General features: G+C 65.6%; 16 protein-coding genes. 11 read left to right on the top strand and 5 right to left on the bottom strand.

The genetic code is table 11. The features are described 5' to 3' along the window. The first annotated feature begins 20 nt into the window (after nucleotides 1-20). From NF551_RS10960 to NF551_RS10925, 8 genes are all read left to right on the top strand, one after another. The gene (locus NF551_RS10960) at nucleotides 21-1,184 is read left to right on the top strand and encodes an exonuclease SbcCD subunit D (RefSeq protein WP_227894676.1); all 1,164 of its coding nucleotides are present in this window, start codon (nucleotides 21-23) and stop codon (nucleotides 1,182-1,184) included. After that, the gene (locus tag NF551_RS10955; RefSeq protein WP_227894677.1) at nucleotides 1,181-4,279 is read left to right on the top strand and encodes an AAA family ATPase; all 3,099 of its coding nucleotides are present in this window, start codon (nucleotides 1,181-1,183) and stop codon (nucleotides 4,277-4,279) included. Before NF551_RS10960 ends, NF551_RS10955 begins: the two co-directional genes overlap by 4 nt. A 134-nt stretch (nucleotides 4,280-4,413) precedes the next feature. After that, nucleotides 4,414-5,754 carry an MFS transporter gene (locus NF551_RS10950; protein WP_227894678.1) on the top strand — a complete coding sequence of 447 codons (1,341 nt, stop codon included), beginning with the start codon at nucleotides 4,414-4,416 and terminating at the stop codon, nucleotides 5,752-5,754. 226 nt (nucleotides 5,755-5,980) lie between these two features. Then, nucleotides 5,981-6,967 carry an ABC transporter substrate-binding protein gene (locus tag NF551_RS10945; protein ID WP_227894679.1) on the top strand — a complete coding sequence of 329 codons (987 nt, stop codon included), beginning with the start codon at nucleotides 5,981-5,983 and terminating at the stop codon, nucleotides 6,965-6,967. Between the two features lie 38 nt (nucleotides 6,968-7,005). Then, the gene (locus NF551_RS10940; protein WP_227894680.1) at nucleotides 7,006-7,794 is read left to right on the top strand and encodes an ABC transporter permease; all 789 of its coding nucleotides are present in this window, start codon (nucleotides 7,006-7,008) and stop codon (nucleotides 7,792-7,794) included. Continuing rightward, the gene (locus NF551_RS10935) at nucleotides 7,791-8,564 is read left to right on the top strand and encodes an ABC transporter permease (protein ID WP_227894681.1); all 774 of its coding nucleotides are present in this window, start codon (nucleotides 7,791-7,793) and stop codon (nucleotides 8,562-8,564) included. The genes NF551_RS10940 and NF551_RS10935 overlap by 4 nt, the downstream gene beginning before the upstream one ends. After that, a complete protein-coding gene (locus NF551_RS10930; protein ID WP_227894682.1) occupies nucleotides 8,554-9,465 on the top strand; it encodes an ABC transporter ATP-binding protein in 912 nt (303 codons plus the stop codon). Before NF551_RS10935 ends, NF551_RS10930 begins: the two co-directional genes overlap by 11 nt. Nucleotides 9,466-9,671: 206 nt before the next feature. Continuing rightward, a complete protein-coding gene (locus NF551_RS10925) occupies nucleotides 9,672-9,836 on the top strand; it encodes a hypothetical protein (protein ID WP_227894683.1) in 165 nt (54 codons plus the stop codon). Between the two features lie 22 nt (nucleotides 9,837-9,858). On the opposite strand, the gene NF551_RS10920 is transcribed toward NF551_RS10925, so the two are convergent. The 5 genes from NF551_RS10920 to NF551_RS10900 all read right to left on the bottom strand — a co-directional run bounded on the left by NF551_RS10920 (nucleotide 9,859) and on the right by NF551_RS10900 (nucleotide 14,225). Continuing rightward, nucleotides 9,859-10,806, bottom strand: a complete 948-nt coding sequence (locus NF551_RS10920; protein WP_227894684.1) for a serine/threonine-protein kinase — start codon at nucleotides 10,804-10,806, stop codon at nucleotides 9,859-9,861. 217 nt (nucleotides 10,807-11,023) lie between these two features. Next, nucleotides 11,024-11,827, bottom strand: coding sequence for an alpha/beta fold hydrolase (locus NF551_RS10915; protein ID WP_227894685.1), 804 nt, complete (start codon nucleotides 11,825-11,827; stop codon nucleotides 11,024-11,026). A 5-nt stretch (nucleotides 11,828-11,832) separates the two neighbouring features. Next, the gene (locus tag NF551_RS10910) at nucleotides 11,833-12,162 is read right to left on the bottom strand and encodes a biotin/lipoyl-containing protein (protein WP_227894686.1); all 330 of its coding nucleotides are present in this window, start codon (nucleotides 12,160-12,162) and stop codon (nucleotides 11,833-11,835) included. Further along, nucleotides 12,155-13,165 carry an alpha-ketoacid dehydrogenase subunit beta gene (locus NF551_RS10905; RefSeq protein ID WP_227894743.1) on the bottom strand — a complete coding sequence of 337 codons (1,011 nt, stop codon included), beginning with the start codon at nucleotides 13,163-13,165 and terminating at the stop codon, nucleotides 12,155-12,157. Before NF551_RS10905 ends, NF551_RS10910 begins: the two co-directional genes overlap by 8 nt. 25 nt (nucleotides 13,166-13,190) lie before the next feature. Further along, the gene (locus tag NF551_RS10900; RefSeq protein WP_227894687.1) at nucleotides 13,191-14,225 is read right to left on the bottom strand and encodes a thiamine pyrophosphate-dependent enzyme; all 1,035 of its coding nucleotides are present in this window, start codon (nucleotides 14,223-14,225) and stop codon (nucleotides 13,191-13,193) included. An 881-nt stretch (nucleotides 14,226-15,106) separates the two neighbouring features. On the opposite strand from NF551_RS10900, the gene NF551_RS10895 reads away from it, so the two are divergent. The 3 genes from NF551_RS10895 (at nucleotide 15,107) to nadA (ending at nucleotide 17,755) form a co-directional block, all read left to right on the top strand. After that, the gene (locus NF551_RS10895; protein WP_227894688.1) at nucleotides 15,107-15,604 is read left to right on the top strand and encodes an Lrp/AsnC family transcriptional regulator; all 498 of its coding nucleotides are present in this window, start codon (nucleotides 15,107-15,109) and stop codon (nucleotides 15,602-15,604) included. 107 nt (nucleotides 15,605-15,711) lie between these two features. Continuing rightward, complete coding sequence (locus tag NF551_RS10890) at nucleotides 15,712-16,422, top strand: NUDIX hydrolase (RefSeq protein ID WP_227894689.1); 711 nt, start codon at nucleotides 15,712-15,714, stop codon at nucleotides 16,420-16,422. Nucleotides 16,423-16,441: 19 nt separating this feature from the next. Next, on the top strand, nucleotides 16,442-17,755 hold the full coding sequence (gene nadA, locus NF551_RS10885; protein ID WP_227894690.1) for a quinolinate synthase NadA: 1,314 nt from the start codon (nucleotides 16,442-16,444) through the stop codon (nucleotides 17,753-17,755). The last annotated feature ends 69 nt before the right edge of the window (nucleotides 17,756-17,824 follow it).

The following is a 17,824-nucleotide window of genomic DNA, read 5'->3' as shown; positions in this document are numbered from 1 at the left end:
CGGGCGGTAGTTTGGTTGGTATGCGAATCCTGCACACCTCAGACTGGCACCTGGGCCGGTCTTTCCACGGAGTCGGCATGCTGGACGCCCAGCGGGCGTTCCTGGCCCAGCTGCTCGACACGGTCCGCACCTCGGCAGTGGATGCCGTCCTCATTTCCGGTGACGTGTACGACCGCGCGCTTCCCGGCGTCGACGTCGTCCGTCTCCTGGACCAGGCCCTTGCCGACATCACGGCAGCCGGCGCCCGCGTCATCCTCACCAGCGGCAACCACGATTCCGCCGCAAGGCTGGGCTTCGGCGGCAGGATCTTCGAGCAGGGCGGGGTGCATCTGCGCACCGGGATCGAAGCGATCACGGCACCGGTCCTGCTGGGGGAGGGCACCCCGGTTGCCGTGTACGGCATTCCCTACCTGGAACCGCGGCTGGCTGCACCGGAACTTGGTCCGGACGTGTCACCGACACACACCGGCGTCCTGGGCGAAGCGGTCCGCCGCATCCGCGAAGACGTGGCCCGCAGGGAGGCAGCCGGTGCACCGGTCCTGCCGCTCGTCATGGCCCACACCTTTGCCAGCGGAGGGATCACCTCCGACAGCGAACGCGACCTCTCGGTGGGCGGTGTCGGTGCGGTACCCCTGGATCTGTTCAGCGGCTTCACCTACGCAGCCCTGGGGCATCTGCACGGGCGCCAGGAACTGGCCCCCAACGTCTGGTACAGCGGCTCGCCCCTTCCGTATTCCTTTTCCGAAGCGCGCCAGTCCAAGGGCGGACTGCTGGTCGAGATCGACGACGGCGGCCTCACTGCAGTTACTCCCGTGCCCTGGAAGGCGCCGCGGAACCTGCAGGTCCTGCGGGGGACCCTGGAAGGACTCCTGGAAGATCCTCACCTGGGCACTGCCGAAGACGCCTGGTGCCAGGTGACCCTGACCGATGAGCAGCGGCCTCCCAAAGCGATGGAACGCATCCGGTCCCGCTTCCCCGGCACACTGGTCCTCGCCTTCGAGCCGCCGTCCGGCTCCCGCGGAGTCAACGAGAGCTACAGCACGCGGCTGGCCCGGGCGACAGATGACCTGGACGTCTGCTGCGGATTCCTGGACCATGTCCGGTCCCGCGAGGCAGCACCCGAGGAACGGGACCTCTTCGCTGAAGTCCTGGGCAAGGTCAACGCGGCAGAGGTTTCCAAATGAGGATCCACCGGTTGGAGATGCAGGCGTTCGGACCCTTTGCGGACCGCCAGTCCATTGACTTCGACGAACTGGGCGCCCAGGGTCTGTTTCTGCTCAACGGGCCCACCGGCGCCGGCAAGACCAGTGTCCTCGATGCCATTTGTTTCGCCCTGTACGGTTCGGTTCCCGGAGCCAGGCAGGAAGCCCGCAAGCTGCGCAGCGACCACGCGTCCCCGGGGACGCCGCCGGAAGTTGTCCTGGACTTCAGTGCCGGGCCGCGCCGTTTCAAGGTGGTACGCAATCCTCAGTGGGAGCGCCCGGCCAAACGGGCCGGCAGTGCGACCGGAACCGTCACGGAACAGGCGCGGACCCTGCTCAGCGAGTTCGTCAACGGTGAATGGACGCAGAAGACGGCCCGCAATGATGAGGCCGCCGCGGAGATCCAAAGCCTGCTCGGGATGAGCCGGGAGCAGTTCACCCGTGTGGTCATGCTTCCCCAGGGGGACTTCGCCGCTTTCCTGCGGGCCGATGCAACGTCCCGCGCGGACCTGCTGCAGCGGCTTTTTGGCACATGGCGTTTCGAGGAAATCGAGCGGCAGCTCAAGGAACAGACGGACGCCGCACGTGCCCGCCTCGCCGAGGCACGGTCCGCCAGTGAACTCCTGCGGGCCCAGGCCCGGAACGAAATCATGCGCTGCGCCAAGCTGCTGGGAGAACCTGCGGAGGATGAAGACAATCCGGAGCAGCACCAGGAGGCCGAGCAGGACTCGGCTTGGCTGCAGTCCGTGCAGGACTCTCTCGCGGAACGCCTGGACGCCCTGCGTGCAGAGCAGGAGGAAAGCAGCTCGGAGCTGGAGCGCGCAGAGGAAGCCCTCCACCAGCTGCAGGCCCGACGCGCCCGCGGCATGGCCCTGCTCCAGCTGGAGGCAGACGAACGGGAGCATGCCCGGCGTGAAGCCGCCATGGTTCCCCGTCGGCGGGCGCTCAAGGATCATGACCGTGCAGCCGGCCTCGCGGGCTACCTGGCGGCCTGCGCCTCCGCTGCACGGAGCTTCCGGAATGCCTCCGCTGCGGCCGCAGACTCCCTCGGGGAACTGCGGCACGCTGCAGGCCGCGCCGGTTTTGCCGAGCTGGTTCCGGCCGGCGACGGTGGCGAATCCGCCGCGGAGGCACTGCCGGTTCCGGCCGGACTCGACGGATTGGATGAACACACGGCGGCGGAAATATCCGCTGCCGAAGTACTCCTGGCCGAAGCGGAGCGTGCTGCGGCGCTGCACCGGCAGGCTGCCGCAGACCGTACCCGGGAGGAAACGCTTCGGGCGGAAGCGGACGGCGTTCAGAAGACAGCCGGGACGCTGCGCGAAGAGCAGGACGAGCTCCGTTCCGGACTTCCCGCGCTGCGGACGGCGGCTGCAGCTGTTCAGGCTTCCCGTGCCCGGATGGAGGAGGCAGCCAGGACCCAAGAGGTGATCGCAGCCTACAAGCGGGCCCTTGCCGCTTCGGCAGCGTCCGGCGAATCCGCCGCCGATGCGCGGCAGCGCTACCAGGACCAGCGTGAGAAGTGGCAGGGCCTGCTCCAGCTCCGTCTGGACCAGGCTGCCGCCGAGCTCGCCTCGGCGCTTCAGGACGGCGAAGGCTGCCCGGTCTGCGGAAGCACCAGCCATCCGGACCCGGCTCCGTTGCCGGAAGACGGAGGCTTCGTCACCCGCGAGGAAGAAGCAGCGGCACGGCAGTCCACCGAGGCTGCGGAAAAGGAATGGGACGCGGCACGCCTCGCGGCAGAGACCGACGCCGCCGAAGTCTCCAGCCTCCGGGGGCAGGGCGGCGAAGCCGACGCCGGCGAAGCCCGCCGTGCGGGCGAAGAAGCGGAACGGGATTACCGGGTCGCCCAGGCGGCCGCGCAGCAGCTCGCTGCGGACGAAGAACGCCTGCGCAGCCTTGAGGACGAAATCGGGCAGCTCGACCGCCGGGTATCGCTCCTGCTCCAGGATGCTGCCCAGGCCCAGGCACGGGGCGCAGCAGCTGCGGAAGAGGCCGCCGGCCTTCTGGGCCGCGGGACCGGTGCAGAGCCGGCCGCCCTCATGGGTCGGGTGCAGGAACTGAAACGCGTGCGCCGCCTCTCCGGGGCCGCCAGGTCTGCGCTGCAGGCTGCCGGCCATGCCGCGTCCGTCCAGGAAGATTCCATCCGGGCCCTTTCCGAAGCGCTGGACGGAACAGGGTTCACAGACGAGGCAGCCGTGAGGGCAGCACTGCTGCCGGAGGCGGAGGCCGGTGAACTCCGCAGGGGACTGGAGGAGCTCGACCTGGAAAGCGCACGGCTGGCCATGCGGCGCGAAAGCCAGGACGCAGCAGCGCTGGACGGCGACGGCGAGCCTGAGACCATGCCGAACGAAGAGGATGTTGCCGAAGCCTCGGAAAGCGCCGAGGCAGCGCGGCAGGCCGTTACGGGCAAGGCCCTGCAGATTGGGCTTCTGGAAGGATCCGCCGCCGCCTTGATAGACCTCGCCGGCAGGCTGGCAGCTGCCGAAGAAGAGATGCGTCCGCTGCAGGAGCGGCATGACCTGCTCTCCTCCGTCAGTGACACGGCTCGCGGCAACGGTGAGAACAGCTACCGTATGGCGCTGAGTACGTATGTGCTCGCCGCCCGCCTTGAACAGGTGGCTGCGGCGGCGACAGAGCGGCTGGCTGCGATGACGGCAGGCAGGTACTCGCTGGTCCACGATGATTCGCGTTCCGGAAACCGCCGGGCGGGACTCGGACTGCACGTCATCGACGATTGGACGGGGATCCGCAGGGACACCTCCACGCTCTCGGGCGGTGAGTCCTTCATGGCTTCGCTGGCACTCGCGCTTGGCCTCGCCGACGTCGTCCAGCAGGAGGCGGGCGGAACGAGCATGGAGACATTGTTCGTGGATGAAGGCTTCGGCAGCCTCGATGAGGAAGCCCTGGAACAGGTGATGGATGCCTTGGAAGGGCTGCGCGACGGCGGCAGGGTGGTCGGGCTGGTCAGCCACGTGGCGGAAATGAAGCAGCGCATCGGCGCCCAGCTTCAGATCACCCGGGGACGCAACGGCTCCACGGTGCGGTTCCGGGCAGCTGAAACCCTCCCGGCCTGAGAGCCTGCTCCGGCGTTTGCCCAGAGCGAAGCCGCACGCCGGCGCGCAGGGAGCAGGGGTAAGATCGGTATGTAGCCGGGTTGGGCGCATCGGGTGGAGGGACGATGCGCGTTTTCGCCTGAACTGAGCACACCATGAGCCCTGAACCGTTTACCCACGAGCACGCTGACATGCATCCCCCCGCCCAACTGTCCCCGGACACCAGCGTCCCGCCTGCGGCGTCGAAACCCGCCACCGGCCGCTACGCGCGGATCTTCGAGATTGCCGGCTCCGCCTTCTTCTCGGTCGGCTTCTTGGCCCGCCTCCCGCTCGCCATGCTGACCATCGGGGCACTGACCCTGGTTACGAGCATCACCGGGTCCTACGCGCAGGGAGGCTTCGCCGCCGGCGCGGTGGGACTCGGGTCTGCGCTTGGTGCGCCGCTGCTGGGCTACCTGGCGGACCGCATTGGCCAGCGGCCGCTGCTGCTGGGTACCGCCGTCGCCAATCCGCTCATGATCCTGGCCGTCCTGTGGACGGCGTCGCAGCTTCCCGGCGGGGGACCGCTGGCTGCCGTGCTGGCAGCAGCATTCGCCATGGGGGCCAGCAGTGCCCAGGTGGGTCCGCTGGCCCGGGTCCGGTGGATGTCCCTGACTGCACGGGACCGCACCGGGCAGGAACTTGGGACTGCGCTGTCCTATGAGAGCATGGCCGACGAACTCAGCTTTGTCCTGGGCCCTGCCCTGGTGGGGCTGCTGGCTGCCACGGTAGCGCCCTGGCTTCCGCTGGCCCTGGCCGCTGCACTTTCGGCGACCATGGTGACGGCCTTTGCCCTGCACCGGACGGTCGGCGCTGTCCAGCCCTCACCCCGCCGCCGGCGCCCTGCCAACGGTAAGGCCCGTGCCTCCAAGGACCGCGCCGAAGGCGTGTCCTGGGCGCTGCTGGCGCTTCCCGTCCTGGGCATGGTGGCAATGGGCACCTTCTTCGGAGCGACGCAGGCATCCCTGACAGCTTTCGGCGGGAGTTTCGGCATCGCAGACGCGGCCGGCCTCCTCTACTCCGTGATGGGTATCAGTTCTGCTGCTGCGGCTTTGTCCGTGGCGTTCTGGCCGGAGAAATTCAGCCAGTCGGCACGGTGGGTGATGTCTGCATTTGCCATGACCGGTGCCGCACTGCTCCTGCTGCTGCCCGGCGGCGTACCCGAAATGCTCGTGGTGCTGTTCATTCTCGGCATTCCCGTGGGACCCACTATGGTCAGCATTTTCGGCATCGGTGCCCAGCTGGCACCCCGCCATCTCATGGGGACCGTCATGACGCTGCTGGCCAGCGGTACGGTTACCGGAACAGCCATCGGTTCCGCGCTGGCCGGTCCGCTGGCAGAGGAGTACGGGCACGGCGCCGCATTCTGGGTCAGCGCAGGAGCAGCCGCTGCGCTCCTCGTCCTGGGGTTGGCGTCCTCCGCCGCAGTCCGCCGCGCAAAAAAAGATCCAGCATAGCCCAACCAGCGTGATGGAGCCGCATTCGTGGCCGTTGAGACAGGCACATTACCGCCATATATCGAATGTGCTTCCAATCACATCTTTTCCTTGACTGGGAGTGACGCATTTCATAGCGTCTATCTGTAGAACTACTGTTCAGCATGCGAACATTCGCTGCATCAGGGAGTTCTGAGTCCCCGCGTCCGTTCATGCGGGGTTTCCCATGTATAAGGAGCGCTCCAAAGTGAAACGTACTGTCCCCGTTATCCTCGCCGCCACTGCGGCCCTCGCCCTCAGCGCCTGCGGCGGTGGCTCACTTTCCGGTGACGAAGGCACAGCGGCGTCCGAAGGGTCCGCGGGCCTGACCGAGCTGTCCGTCGGCGTGATCCCGATCGTTGACACTGCACCCATCTGGCTCGGCAAGGAGCAGGGTTTCTTCGAAGAAGAAGGAATCGACCTCGATATCCAGACGACCACGGGTGGCGCGGCCGCCGTTCCCGGCGTGGTCAGCGGTGATTTCCAGTTCGCTTTCGGCAACGTCGTCTCGGTGATGGTGGCCAATGACAAGGGCCTGGACCTTCAGTTCGTGTCCAACGGCAACTCGACCACGGGCGACACCAGCTCCGACTTCGGCGCCGTTGTTGTAGCCGCAGACTCGGAGATCCAGACCGCGGCGGACCTCGCCGGCAAGACCGTGTCCGTGAACAACCTTGCCAACATCGGTGACACCACCATCCGCAAGGTCGTGGAGGATGCCGGCGGGGACCACGAAAGCATCAAGTTCGTCGAGATCCCCTTCCCGGATGCTCCCGCTGCGCTTGAAAGCGGACAGGTTGACGCCGCCTGGATCCTGGATCCGTTCCTGACGCAGTCCGTGGATAACGGTGCCCGGGTCATCGCCTACAACTTCGCCGAAACCCACGAGAACCTGGACATTTCCGGCTACTTCACCTCCACGAAGTACGTCGGGGAAAACCCGGAACTCGTCGAGAAGTTCACTGCGGCGATGAACAAGTCGCTCGAATACGCCCAGGAGAATCCGGACGCCGTCCGCGACATCGTCGGTACCTACACCAAGATCGATGACGAAATGCGCGCCAAAATGATCCTGCCGACCTTCCGGGCCGAGTTCGACCGCGAGGGCCTGACCGTGCTGGGTGAGGCTGCTGCCAGCTACGGCACGCTCTCCAAGGCTCCGGACCTGGACGCTATGCTGCCCGCACAGGACTAACACCGGACTGTGAGTCCGGCTTTACAGAACGAGACGTTATGAACATCTCCAAACGCCTCCCCACGGGGCCGTTGCTCGGGTTGGCAGGAATCCTTGGATTCCTGCTGACCTGGGAACTCATTCCCCGGCTGGGTGTGGTCAATCCCCGCTTCCTCCCTCCTGCCAGCGAAGTACTCGTCGTGTTCGTCAGCAATTTTGGGCTCGGCGCTTTCTGGGCCGCCGTTCTTGACACAATGACCGGCTGGTTCCTGGGCCTGCTGATCGCGACCGTAGCCGCCGTCGTGCTTGGACTTATCATCGGTTCCAGCGATTTCCTGCGGAAGGCAACCAACTCCACCATCGAGTTCCTTCGCCCGATCCCCTCGGTGGCGCTGATTCCGCTCGCCGTGCTGCTGTTCGGCCTGAGCCTGGAATCGACCCTGCTCCTGGTGATTTACGCTTCCTTCTGGCAGGTCCTGATCCAGGTCCTGTACGGAGTGGCTGACGTAGATCCGGTGGCGAGCAATACGGCCAAGAGCTTCGGCCTGGGCACGTTTGCCCGCATCCGGTACGTGGTGTGGCCCACCACCCTGCCGTACCTGATGACCGGCATCCGGCTGGCTGCAGCCGTGGCGCTGATCCTGGCGATCACCGCCAGCCTGATCATCGGTTCCCCGGGCCTTGGCAAGGAAATCGCCAATGCCCAGTCCGGCGGTGCCATCGCGCAGATGTATGCGCTGGTACTCACCACCGGCGTCCTGGGCATCCTCATCAACATGGGCATGCGGGTCATTGAACGCCGCACGCTGTCCTGGCACAGTTCGGTGCGCGGGGAGGTCGTCGTATGAACATTCTCAAGAAGTCCGGCTACATCATCGGACTGCCCGCACTGCTCATCTTCATCTGGTGGATCAGCACGCAGGGCAGCACCAACTTCTTCGTTCCCAAGCCGGGAACCCTGGTGGACAAGTTTTTCACCGTGTGGATCGGGGACCGGCTGGTGCAGGACGTCCTGCCCAGCGTCACCCGCCTGGTGATCGGTATCCTCCTGGCCATCGTCCTTGGGGCCGGGCTGGGAATCCTCATCGGCACCACGCGGTGGCTTCGGAGCCTGCTGGAACCCGTACTGGAGTTCTTCCGGGCGATCCCGCCGCCAGTGCTGATTCCGGTCCTGATGCTGCTGATCGGCGTCAATGACCAGATGAAGATTGCGGTCATCGTTTCGGGCTGCATCTGGCCGGTGCTGCTCAACACGATCGAGGGCGTCCGCGCCGTCGACGGCGTGCTCAGCGATTCTGCCCGCACCTTCCGGATCGGGGGACTTGCCCGCCTGCGGTACCTGGTTCTTCCCAGTGCCAGCCCGCAGATTATGGCCGGCATTCGCCAGTGCCTGTCCATCGGCCTGATCCTGATGGTGATTTCGGAGATGTTCGCATCCTCGGAGGGCCTCGGCTTCACCATCGTCCAGTTCCAGCGGTCCTTCGCCATTCCTGAAATGTGGAGCGGCATTGTGGTCCTGGGTCTGATCGGCGTGGCCATGTCATTTTTGTTCCAGTGGGCTGAACGCCGCATTCTCGGCTGGTACCACGGTTTGAGAGAGGTTGAACATGCAGAGTAACCCCACGGATGGCCAGGGCCAGCCGCTGCTTTCGGTCCGGGGCGTCCAGAAGATCTACAAGGTCGACGCCGGAGAGATTGAAGCTGTCCGGAACCTGACGTTTGACCTGCGCCCGGGGGAGCTGGTCTGCCTTGTTGGCCCGTCCGGCAGCGGCAAGACGACGCTGCTGAAGATCATTGCCGGGCTCATGGCCCCGACGTCGGGCGAAGTGGTCCTGGAAGGCAAGAAGGTCACTGAGCCGCCCAAGGACATGGCCGTTGTCTTCCAGGAGTACGGGCGGAGCCTCTTTCCCTGGATGACGGTGCGGGCCAACGTTGAGCTTCCGCTGAAGAATGCGCGCATCCCCAAGGGTGAGCGTACCCAGCTGGTGGAGGATGCACTCGAGGCTGTTGGACTGCACGACGTGCCCACGAGCTACCCCTGGCAGCTCTCCGGCGGCATGCAGCAGCGCGTGGCCATTGCCCGCGCCGTCGCGTACCAGCCCAAGGTCCTGCTCATGGACGAGCCGTTCGCCGCCGTCGACGCCCAGACACGGGCCGACCTGGAGGACCTGGTCCGAAGCGTGTGGGAGAAGCTGGGAGTCACGATCCTCTTCGTCACCCATGACATCGATGAGTCTGTCTACCTCGGGGAACGGGTGGTAGTGCTCTCAAGCTCGCCGACCGTGGTCCAGGAAGACATTGTGATCGACCTTCCGGAGAAGCGGGACCAGCTGACCACACGGTCGCTTCCGCGCTTCGTGGAGCTCCGCAACCACGTGTACGAGCAGATCCAGATCGCCAAGCGCAACAAGGGCGTCGAATCCGTCCAGGCCACCGAGTCCAGGACCTCGGTGCCCCATGGCGCCGCATTGGTCGACGGCGGAGACCCGCCCGGCGGCGGGGGAAGCGACTTCTCCTAGCGGCCGGCTCACCAGCCGTCAGGTAGACAGGGACGCGGCATTCTTCGCCCAGCGGAGAACGCCGCGTCCCTGTTTAGTTCAGGCAGGTTGACCTAGTATCGGGTGAGGAGCCGAATCCGGGGGCGGCCGACCGCCCCGCGGAGCAGGTTCGCAAAGCAAGCCACGGGAAGCGAAGCAAGCCACGGGAAGCGAAGGAAGGGACAGCCATGACGGATCAGGGCAAGGAAAATCCGGACGAGCAGAAAAAAGACGGCGGAGCCGGCCCGGAAGGGACCATTCCGGCTTCCGAAGACGGCATCGCCGCCGGCAGCGCTGACGAGGCATCAAACTTCGAGCCCGAAGAAGACCCGGAAGCGGCCGGGGAATCCTGACAGTCCCCGGACCCCGGCGCAGCTAGGGCAGGCTGGGTGCGTGAGTCGGCGGCAGCGGAATATAGATATTGCCGGTCGTCACGCCGCCGGTGGTGACTTCCTCTTCCTCTGCTGCTGAATCCTCGCCGACCGCCGGAGCCGCCTCCGGCTCCAGGGCCAGCAGGCGCAGTGCCGCAGCTGCCTCGTGGGCGGCCGGCCTGGTATCGGGCAGGCGGGATGTCATCGAGCGGAGCAGCTGCACCCAGTCATCGCCAAGTGCATCGGGGATGTGCGGATCGCGGAGCAGCCGCGCGACGGCGGCCTCCACAATCGGTCCGGGGAAGGCCTTTTCGCCGGTGAGCGATTCAAGCAGCACCAGGCCGAGCGAATAGATGTCGGTGGAAGGCTGGACCGTCCCGCCCTGTGCCTGCTCCGGGCTGAGGTAGTTCGCGGTGCCTATGGTGGCTCCGTGGGCTGTGGCGACCGTGGCTTCGACGAACCTGGCGATGCCGAAGTCGGTCAGTTTGGGATAGAGCCGCGAATCAAGCTCACCCTGCGGATAGAGCAGGATATTGGCCGGTTTCACGTCCCGGTGGATGACTCCCTGGGAATGAATGTAGGCCAGCGCATCGGCCAGGTCTGCGCCCAGGGAAGCAACCGAGACTGCCGGCAGCGGCCCGGACTTCAAAGTACGGCGCAGGTCGGGGCCGTCGACAAGTTCCATCACGATGTAGTTCAGGACGTTGCCGTCCTCGTCATGGTGCAGGCCTGCGTCGAGCAGAGTGACCAGCCCCGGGTGGTTCAGCGTCGCCAGCAGCAGCGTCTCTGTGTGCTGGCGGCGGTAAGCGTCGTCCTCCTGGACAGACGGACGGAAAATCTTGACCGCAACTTCGCGGCCCAGGTTCTCGTCGGTCGCCCGGAGCACAGAAGCAGCGCCGCCCGTTCCGATGAGATCGGTGGTGCGGTAGCGCTGGCCCAGGAATAGGTCCAAGGGCATCCTCACTTATAGGTTGAGCTGCACGAAATGGCCGGGCGGATGTTCACACACAAATATCCCCGGAAAGCGATTTCAGTCACCAGAACTGTCGCCGGAAATATTGCCAAGCACACTGATTATTAGTATCAGTGTACTGACCATCTCATCCTACCGGTTACCTGCACCTGCCAGCGGCGTTTTGAGCCGCCTCAACCAGGTCCTGGCCGAACCCTCAGGGAAGCGGTGCGGCGCCCTGGGAGAGGAAATCCACGGCTGAGCTCTTGAAAGCGCGCGAGGTCACTGCGTTGGCGTGATGCCGGCCAGGAAGAAGCAGCAGATCCGAGCGTCCGTTCAGCTCAGCCAATTCCGGGGCGGAAGCAGCGAGCTCATCGTTCTCACCCGCTACGAGCAGCAGGGGCATCGCCGGAACTGCGGCGGCGGGGCGGAACGGCTCTTCCTTGATCGCCTCGATCAACGTGAACAAAGCCTCCAGGTCATTGGAGGGGACAATGGTTGCCATCCTGAGCAGGTCGGCACTGACGGGGTCCGTGAGGGGTGAGCCGCCGGCCAGCGCCTGCCGGGCGCCGTCAAGGTCGAACTCCGCCAGCGGATCACCGGAACCCGGACCGCCCAGGACCATCCGGTGCACCAGCTCCGGCGCCGCTGCACCAAACTCCCACGCGAGGCGGGAGCCCAGCGAGTAGCCCACGATGTCCACGCCCGAGGAGCGGTCGTGCGGCTCCAGCGGCCGGACCCCGGCAGCCGTGAGCATATCCAGGATCCGGCTGCGGATCCGGCTGGGATAGTAGTGCTCGCGTCCGGCCGGCGAGGTGCTGCGTCCGTGGCCCGGGAGGTCGACGGCGATTACCCGGCGGCCGGCCTCGGTGAGCGTTCGGATCCATCCGGTGGAAACCCAGTTCATTTCCGCTGAGGAAGCAAAACCGTGGAGGAGCAGTACGGGACGCAGCCCGGCGTCGTCCGCGGGTTCGTAGATTTCGCTGGACAGCACGGGCTCGGTGCCCTCAAGGATCTCCATGGACCCTAGTCTTCGTCCAGGACAGCGGACAAGCGGACCCGGCGGCGGGCCGGAGCCTCCTGCGGCACCGTTCCAACAATCCCGGCTGTGTCATCGGGAACCTCGAAAACGACGAGGGGTTCACCGACATTGATCTTTTCGCCCGCATCTCCGTAGATCCGGGCGACGATTCCGGCCTGCGGGGAGGGAAGCTCCACAGCAGACTTGGAGGTCTCCACCTCGACCAGGGGCTGGTTGCGCTCCACCTGGTCTCCCGGGGCGACGAGCCACTCCAGGATGGTTGCCTCGATCAGGCCTTCACCCAGGTCGGGCAGGGGAAAGGAAAGTTCAGCCACGCCGGTACTCCAATACTCGCTGGATCCCGAAAAGGATCCGGTCAACGTTCGGGATGTATTCGTCTTCAAGATCACCTGAGGGATACGGTACGTCGAATCCCGTGACCCGTTCCACCGGCGCCCGCAGTGTGTCAAAGCAGTGCTGGGTGATCAGCGCGGCGACTTCAGCGCCCAGCCCGGCGGTGAGCGGGGCCTCGTGGACCACTACTGCCCGCCGGGTGCGGGACACTGATGCGGCAAGTCCGGCGGCATCGATCGGCTTGAGCCAGCGCAGGTCCAGCACCTCGATCTCGATGCCGTCCTCGGCGGCGAGTTCGGCGACCTGCAGGCAGCGCGCCACCATGGCACCCCAGGCAACAAGGGTCAGGTGGCGCCCTGGGCGCACAACCTTGGAACCCAGCGGGGAACCCGCGTCGGCGAAGTCGACTGTGTCCTTCTGCCAGTACCGGGACTTCGGTTCCATGAAGATCACCGGGTCCGGCTGGCGGGCCGAGTGCTTGAGCAGGTGGTAGGCGTCGTGCGGATTGGACGGCGAGACAACCTTCAGCCCCGGCACATGCGCGAAGAGCGCCTCAAGCGACTCGCCGTGATGTTCAGGTGCGCGGATCCCGCCAAAGCTGGGCACCCGGAGGGTTACGGGCATCGGCATGGTTCCGCGGCTGCGGTAGTTCATCCGGGCCAGCTGGGTAATGATCTGGTTGACCGCAGGATAGGCGAAGCCGTCGAACTGGACCTCGGGGATCGGGTGGTAGCCGGCCATGGCCAGTCCCACCGACATGCCCAGGATTCCCGACTCCGCCAGCGGTGTATCGAAGACGCGTTCGGCTCCGAACCGCTTCTGCAGACCGTCGGTGATGCGGAAGACCCCGCCGAGGCGTCCCACGTCTTCTCCGAGGACAACAGTTTTTTCGTCCTCGGCAAGGATCTCCGCAAGAGCCCGGTTGAGGGCGGCCTGCATCGAGATTGTTTCGGCAGCGGGGGAGCCGGGGATGGAACCTTCCATGGGCCGGATTCCTTCAGTCAGTTGGCTAGACATGCTCGGATTCCTCCCGCCAGGCACGGGCCTGGGCTTTCAGGGTGTCGGTGGGTTCAGCGAAGACAAAGTCGAACATTTCCCGGCCGGGACGCGGTTCCAGGGCCTGGACCCCTTCGCGGACCTTCTCGGCATGCGCCTTCGCCTCGCTGCGGGACGCGTCCAGGAAAGCCTGGTCAGCGGCGCCGTCCTCCAGCAGGAGTGCGGCAAGCCGGGCTACGGGATCTGCTCCGGCGTCACGGCGTTCCTCGTCGAGGCTCCGGTAGCGTCCCGGGTCGTCGCTGGTGGAGTGGGGTCCCCGGCGGTAGGTCATGGCTTCGATCAGCACCGGGCCGTTGCCCGCCCTCGCGTGGGCCAGGGCAGCCCGGGTGGCGCGTACGACGGCGGGTGCATCATTTCCGTCGACGGTCACGGAGGGCATCCCGTAGCCTGCGGCGCGGGCTGCAACGGTGCCGCCGGCAACCTGGTCCTGCGTGGGCAGCGAGATAGCCCAGCCGTTGTTCTGGACGAAGAAGATGACCGGGGCCTTCAAGACACCGGCAAAGTTCATGGCCTCGTGCACATCGCCCTGGGAACTGGCGCCGTCGCCGAAATAGGCCATGGCGGCGGGCAGTTCGGAACCGGGCGCAGCGGACAGGCGCTGTCCGTGGGCCCATCCCACTGCGTGGAGCACGGAACCCCCAACAACTGCCTGGATCGGCGCCAGGCCGGTGCTGACCGGGTTGTACAGGCCGCCGTGCCAGCTTGCCTTGTGAGTGGACATGTACTCGACCATGTCCACGCCCAGTGCCAGAGCCACACCCATTTCGCGGTAGGTGGGGAACAGGAAATCCCGGGCGGTGTCCATGGCGAAGGCGCTGCCCACCTGGGCAGCTTCCTGGCCCAGTTCGGGGGCGTAGCCCGGGATGATGCCCTGGCGCTGCCAGGCGACCGCGGCCAGGTCCAGCTCCCGCGTGGCATCCACCAGCTGGTACAGCCGGCGCAGTTCCTCATGTGTGAGCTCGGGGATGCTCGTTATGTCTAGGTCCATGAGGCAAAACGTAACCGCCATCACGCCACTCTGCAAACAGCTATTGCGAGCCTGAACACACTGCACAGATAGTTCATTGGTCCGCGGCATTACCTGTACAAAATGTCTACTCTCCTGCTGACTAGCGGAGTGGCTTGCAGTGTTCGAGGTGAGGCGCTCCATAAGTGTCCGCCCGGGGCGGCTGTGCACGAGTGTGCAGCAGCTGCGCGGGCCGGATGCAGGACTGGCATTTAATTTATTTCCGGGTATGGTCGTCAATAGCCGGTCTTTCAAATAAACTGCGGAAACCGGTTTTCCCAAAGTGGATAAAAAGTCAGGCGGCCTGAGAAAAGGCCAGCGCCGCCGGCCAGTCGCTGAGGAGTGCAAATGTCAGGAAACGCCAAAAAGCCAGGTAAGTCCATCAAGGAGAAGCGCGCGGAGAAGCGGGCCAAGTCCGCTTCAGTGGAGCCGGCGCCCCGCAAGCGCAAGGGCCTGTAAGCCGCCCGGTGCAAAGGGAAACCGTTTAGGCCGGGAGCTTTCGAGCTCCTGCCTGGACGGCAGCCCGGCCGCCCGCCCTGTTGCGGATTCGAGCCTGTGCGGCTTCCGGGGATTGCTTGGTGTGGTCCGTCCGGTTCCGGGGTAGGAATTTATTGGCTGCAATTTTGAAAAACCACTAAACATTGCTGCCTGGTAGTTTTTGCTTGAATCAGCTTCCAGTGTGTTTGCAATTCACATTATGCCTTTTTGGTGCCCTGGGTTCGGGGCAGCCCGCCATATTCCCGTGCGTGGCGCGGTGCAGCCAAAGCGGCTCTGCCGCTAAAGTTCCATCAGGGGCGGCATCAGCAGTCCCGTTCCGGGCGGCTGCCCGGTCCCGCCCGGATTTCCTGCACGGAAAGGCTGCCATGGCAACAGATCAGCTCGACGCCCGGATCGTGTCCCTCTTTACCGATGACCCCCGGATGTCGGTCCTGGAAGCGTCCCGCATGCTCAAGGTTGCCCGTGCCACAGTGCAGGCCCGGCTTGACCGGATGCAGCGCAACGGCGTCATAGCCGGCTGGGGGCCCCGGCTTGATCCTGCCGCACTGGGCTACGTCGTCACGGCGTACTGCTCTCTCACTATCCGCCAGGATATGGGGCATGACGCCGTCGTAGCCGCCCTGGCAGAGATTCCTGAGGTCCAGGAAGCGCACACTGTCTCCGGGGAAAGTGATCTCATTGCCCGGGTGGCCGCGCGGTCAAACTCGGATCTGCAGCGTGTGATCGACTCAATGGTTGCCACCGGTGCCGTACTGAGATCCTCTTCGGTGATCGTGCTGAACACCCACTTCGAAGGGCGGATGCTGCCGCTGCTGCATGCCGCCGCAGGCGCAGACGCCGCGGAGCCGGAAAAGAGCGCGTAACTTTCAATTAGCAGTCCTCTGCATTTCCCGCAGACTGAGTTAGAGTCAACCTGACCCTTACAGGACAAGCGGCGGCCTTAGGGTGCCGGCAAGGAAGGCACGCAGGCATGAGCCCCAGATACGCCAACGTTTCGGAGCGGGAGCAGGAGCCGCCGTCGCTGGCCATTTCCACGGTGATCTTTGCGCTGCGCCCGGATCCGGATACCGGAAACCTGACGCTGTGGCTTCCCCTGGTCCGCCGGATCCGGCAGCCCTACCTGGATCTGTGGGCTCTGCCGGGCGGTCCGCTGCGGCCCACCGAGTCGCTCCAGGACGCCGCCGCCAGGAACCTGCAGGAGACCACAGCCCTGGCACCCCGGTATCTTGAACAGCTGTACGCCTTTGGCGGCCCGGACAGGTCCCCGTCGCCCCGCGTGGTGTCGATTGTGTACTGGGCGCTGGTGCAGCCGGACGAGGCAGCGCTGGCCCGGCAGGACGAGAACGTGGCATGGTTCCGGGCAGACCGGGTGGGCACCCTGGCCTTCGACCACAATCAGATCGTCGAGTACGCGCTCTGGCGCCTGCGCAACAAGCTCGAGTACGGAACCGTGGCCTACGCGTTCCTTGGCTCCACCTTCACCCTGGCCCAGGTCCGGGAAGTCTATGAAGCCGTCCTCGGCCGGGCACTGGATCCGGCGAACTTCCGCCGCCAGCTCCAGTCATCAGTGCACATCGAGCCCACCGACGAGTACCTGCAGGGCGGGCGGCACCGGCCCCCGCGGCTGTACCGCTACACCGGCCCGGATCCCCGGGAGAATTCCTTCCCCAGCCAGCGATGACAAGCAACGGAGCACTGAAATGACTGCAACGATTCCGGTCCCGGGCGGCAGCGTAGCCACCAGGATCGCCCTGCTTTCCGGACCCGAAGAGGCGCTGAACCAGGCACAGGCATCAACCGCCACCTGCGCTCCCGGGCTTGCCTCCGGGCCGTGGGATTTCGACGCCGCTCCAGGATACGGTCCCGGTGCCTCCCTGACGGATGCCGCTCCGGCAGGTATTCCCCGCCAGGCCGAGCTGCCGGAAGAATACCGCCGGACATCGGATGCCGAACTGGAAGAGCGGATTACCAGGGCCAAGGAGTTTCTGGGAGACCGCGTGGTGATTCTGGGGCATTTTTACCAACGGGATGAGGTCGTGCGGCACGCAGACTTCGTCGGGGATTCCTTCCAGCTGGCCCGTGCTGCCAAGAGCCGTCCGGACGCCGAAGCCATCGTGTTCTGCGGCGTGCACTTTATGGCAGAGACCGCGGACCTGCTCTCCGGGCCCGATCAGGCCGTTGTGCTGCCGAACCTGGCGGCCGGGTGCTCCATGGCAGATATGGCCGACGCCGACTCCGTCGCCGAATGCTGGGAGCAGCTTTCCGCGCTGTACGGCGAGGCACCGGACGCCCTGGGCCGGCAGCCGGTTATCCCGGTGACCTATATGAACTCCTCCGCGGCGCTGAAAGCGTTCTGCGGGGAGAACGGCGGGATTGTCTGCACGTCTTCCAACGCTGCCGCAGTCCTGGAGTGGGCCTTTGAACGCGGGCAGCGGGTGCTGTTTTTCCCGGACCAGCACCTGGGCCGCAATACCGCCAAGGCCATGGGTATTCCGCTTGCTGCCATGCCCATGTGGAACCCGCGGCTGCCGCTGGGCGGGAACACGCCGCAAACCCTGCAGGACGCCAAAGTCCTGCTCTGGAACGGGTTCTGTTCAGTCCACAAGCGCTTCACCGTCGCCCAGATCGAGCAGGCCCGCGCCGAACACCCAGGAGTCCGGGTGATCGTGCATCCCGAATGCCCCATGCCGGTGGTGGACGCAGCGGACGAGTCCGGTTCCACCGACTACATCCAGAAGGCGATCGCCGCAGCACCTGCGGGAAGCACCTTCGCCGTCGGCACCGAGATCAACATGGTGAACCGGCTGGCCGCGCAGTACCCGCAGCACACGATCTTCTGCCTCGACCCGGTGATCTGCCCCTGCTCGACCATGTACCGGATCCACCCGGGCTACCTCGCCTGGGTGCTGGAGGGACTCGCCGCCGGCCAGGTTCACAACCGGATCACCGTTCCCGCCGCCACAGCCTCGGCGGCCCGTACTGCCCTGGAACGGATGCTGGCGGTCCGGCCGTGAGCATCGCCGTCGTCGGCAGCGGAATCGCCGGCGTGCCCGGGGACGCGCACTTCCGATCCGATGCCCTGC

The sequence above is a fragment of the Arthrobacter caoxuetaonis genome (assembly GCF_023921125.1).
Classification (GTDB): domain Bacteria; phylum Actinomycetota; class Actinomycetes; order Actinomycetales; family Micrococcaceae; genus Arthrobacter_B; species Arthrobacter_B caoxuetaonis.
Note: the sequence above shows the minus strand (reverse complement) of the source record. Positions and strands in the feature narration are given on the sequence as shown.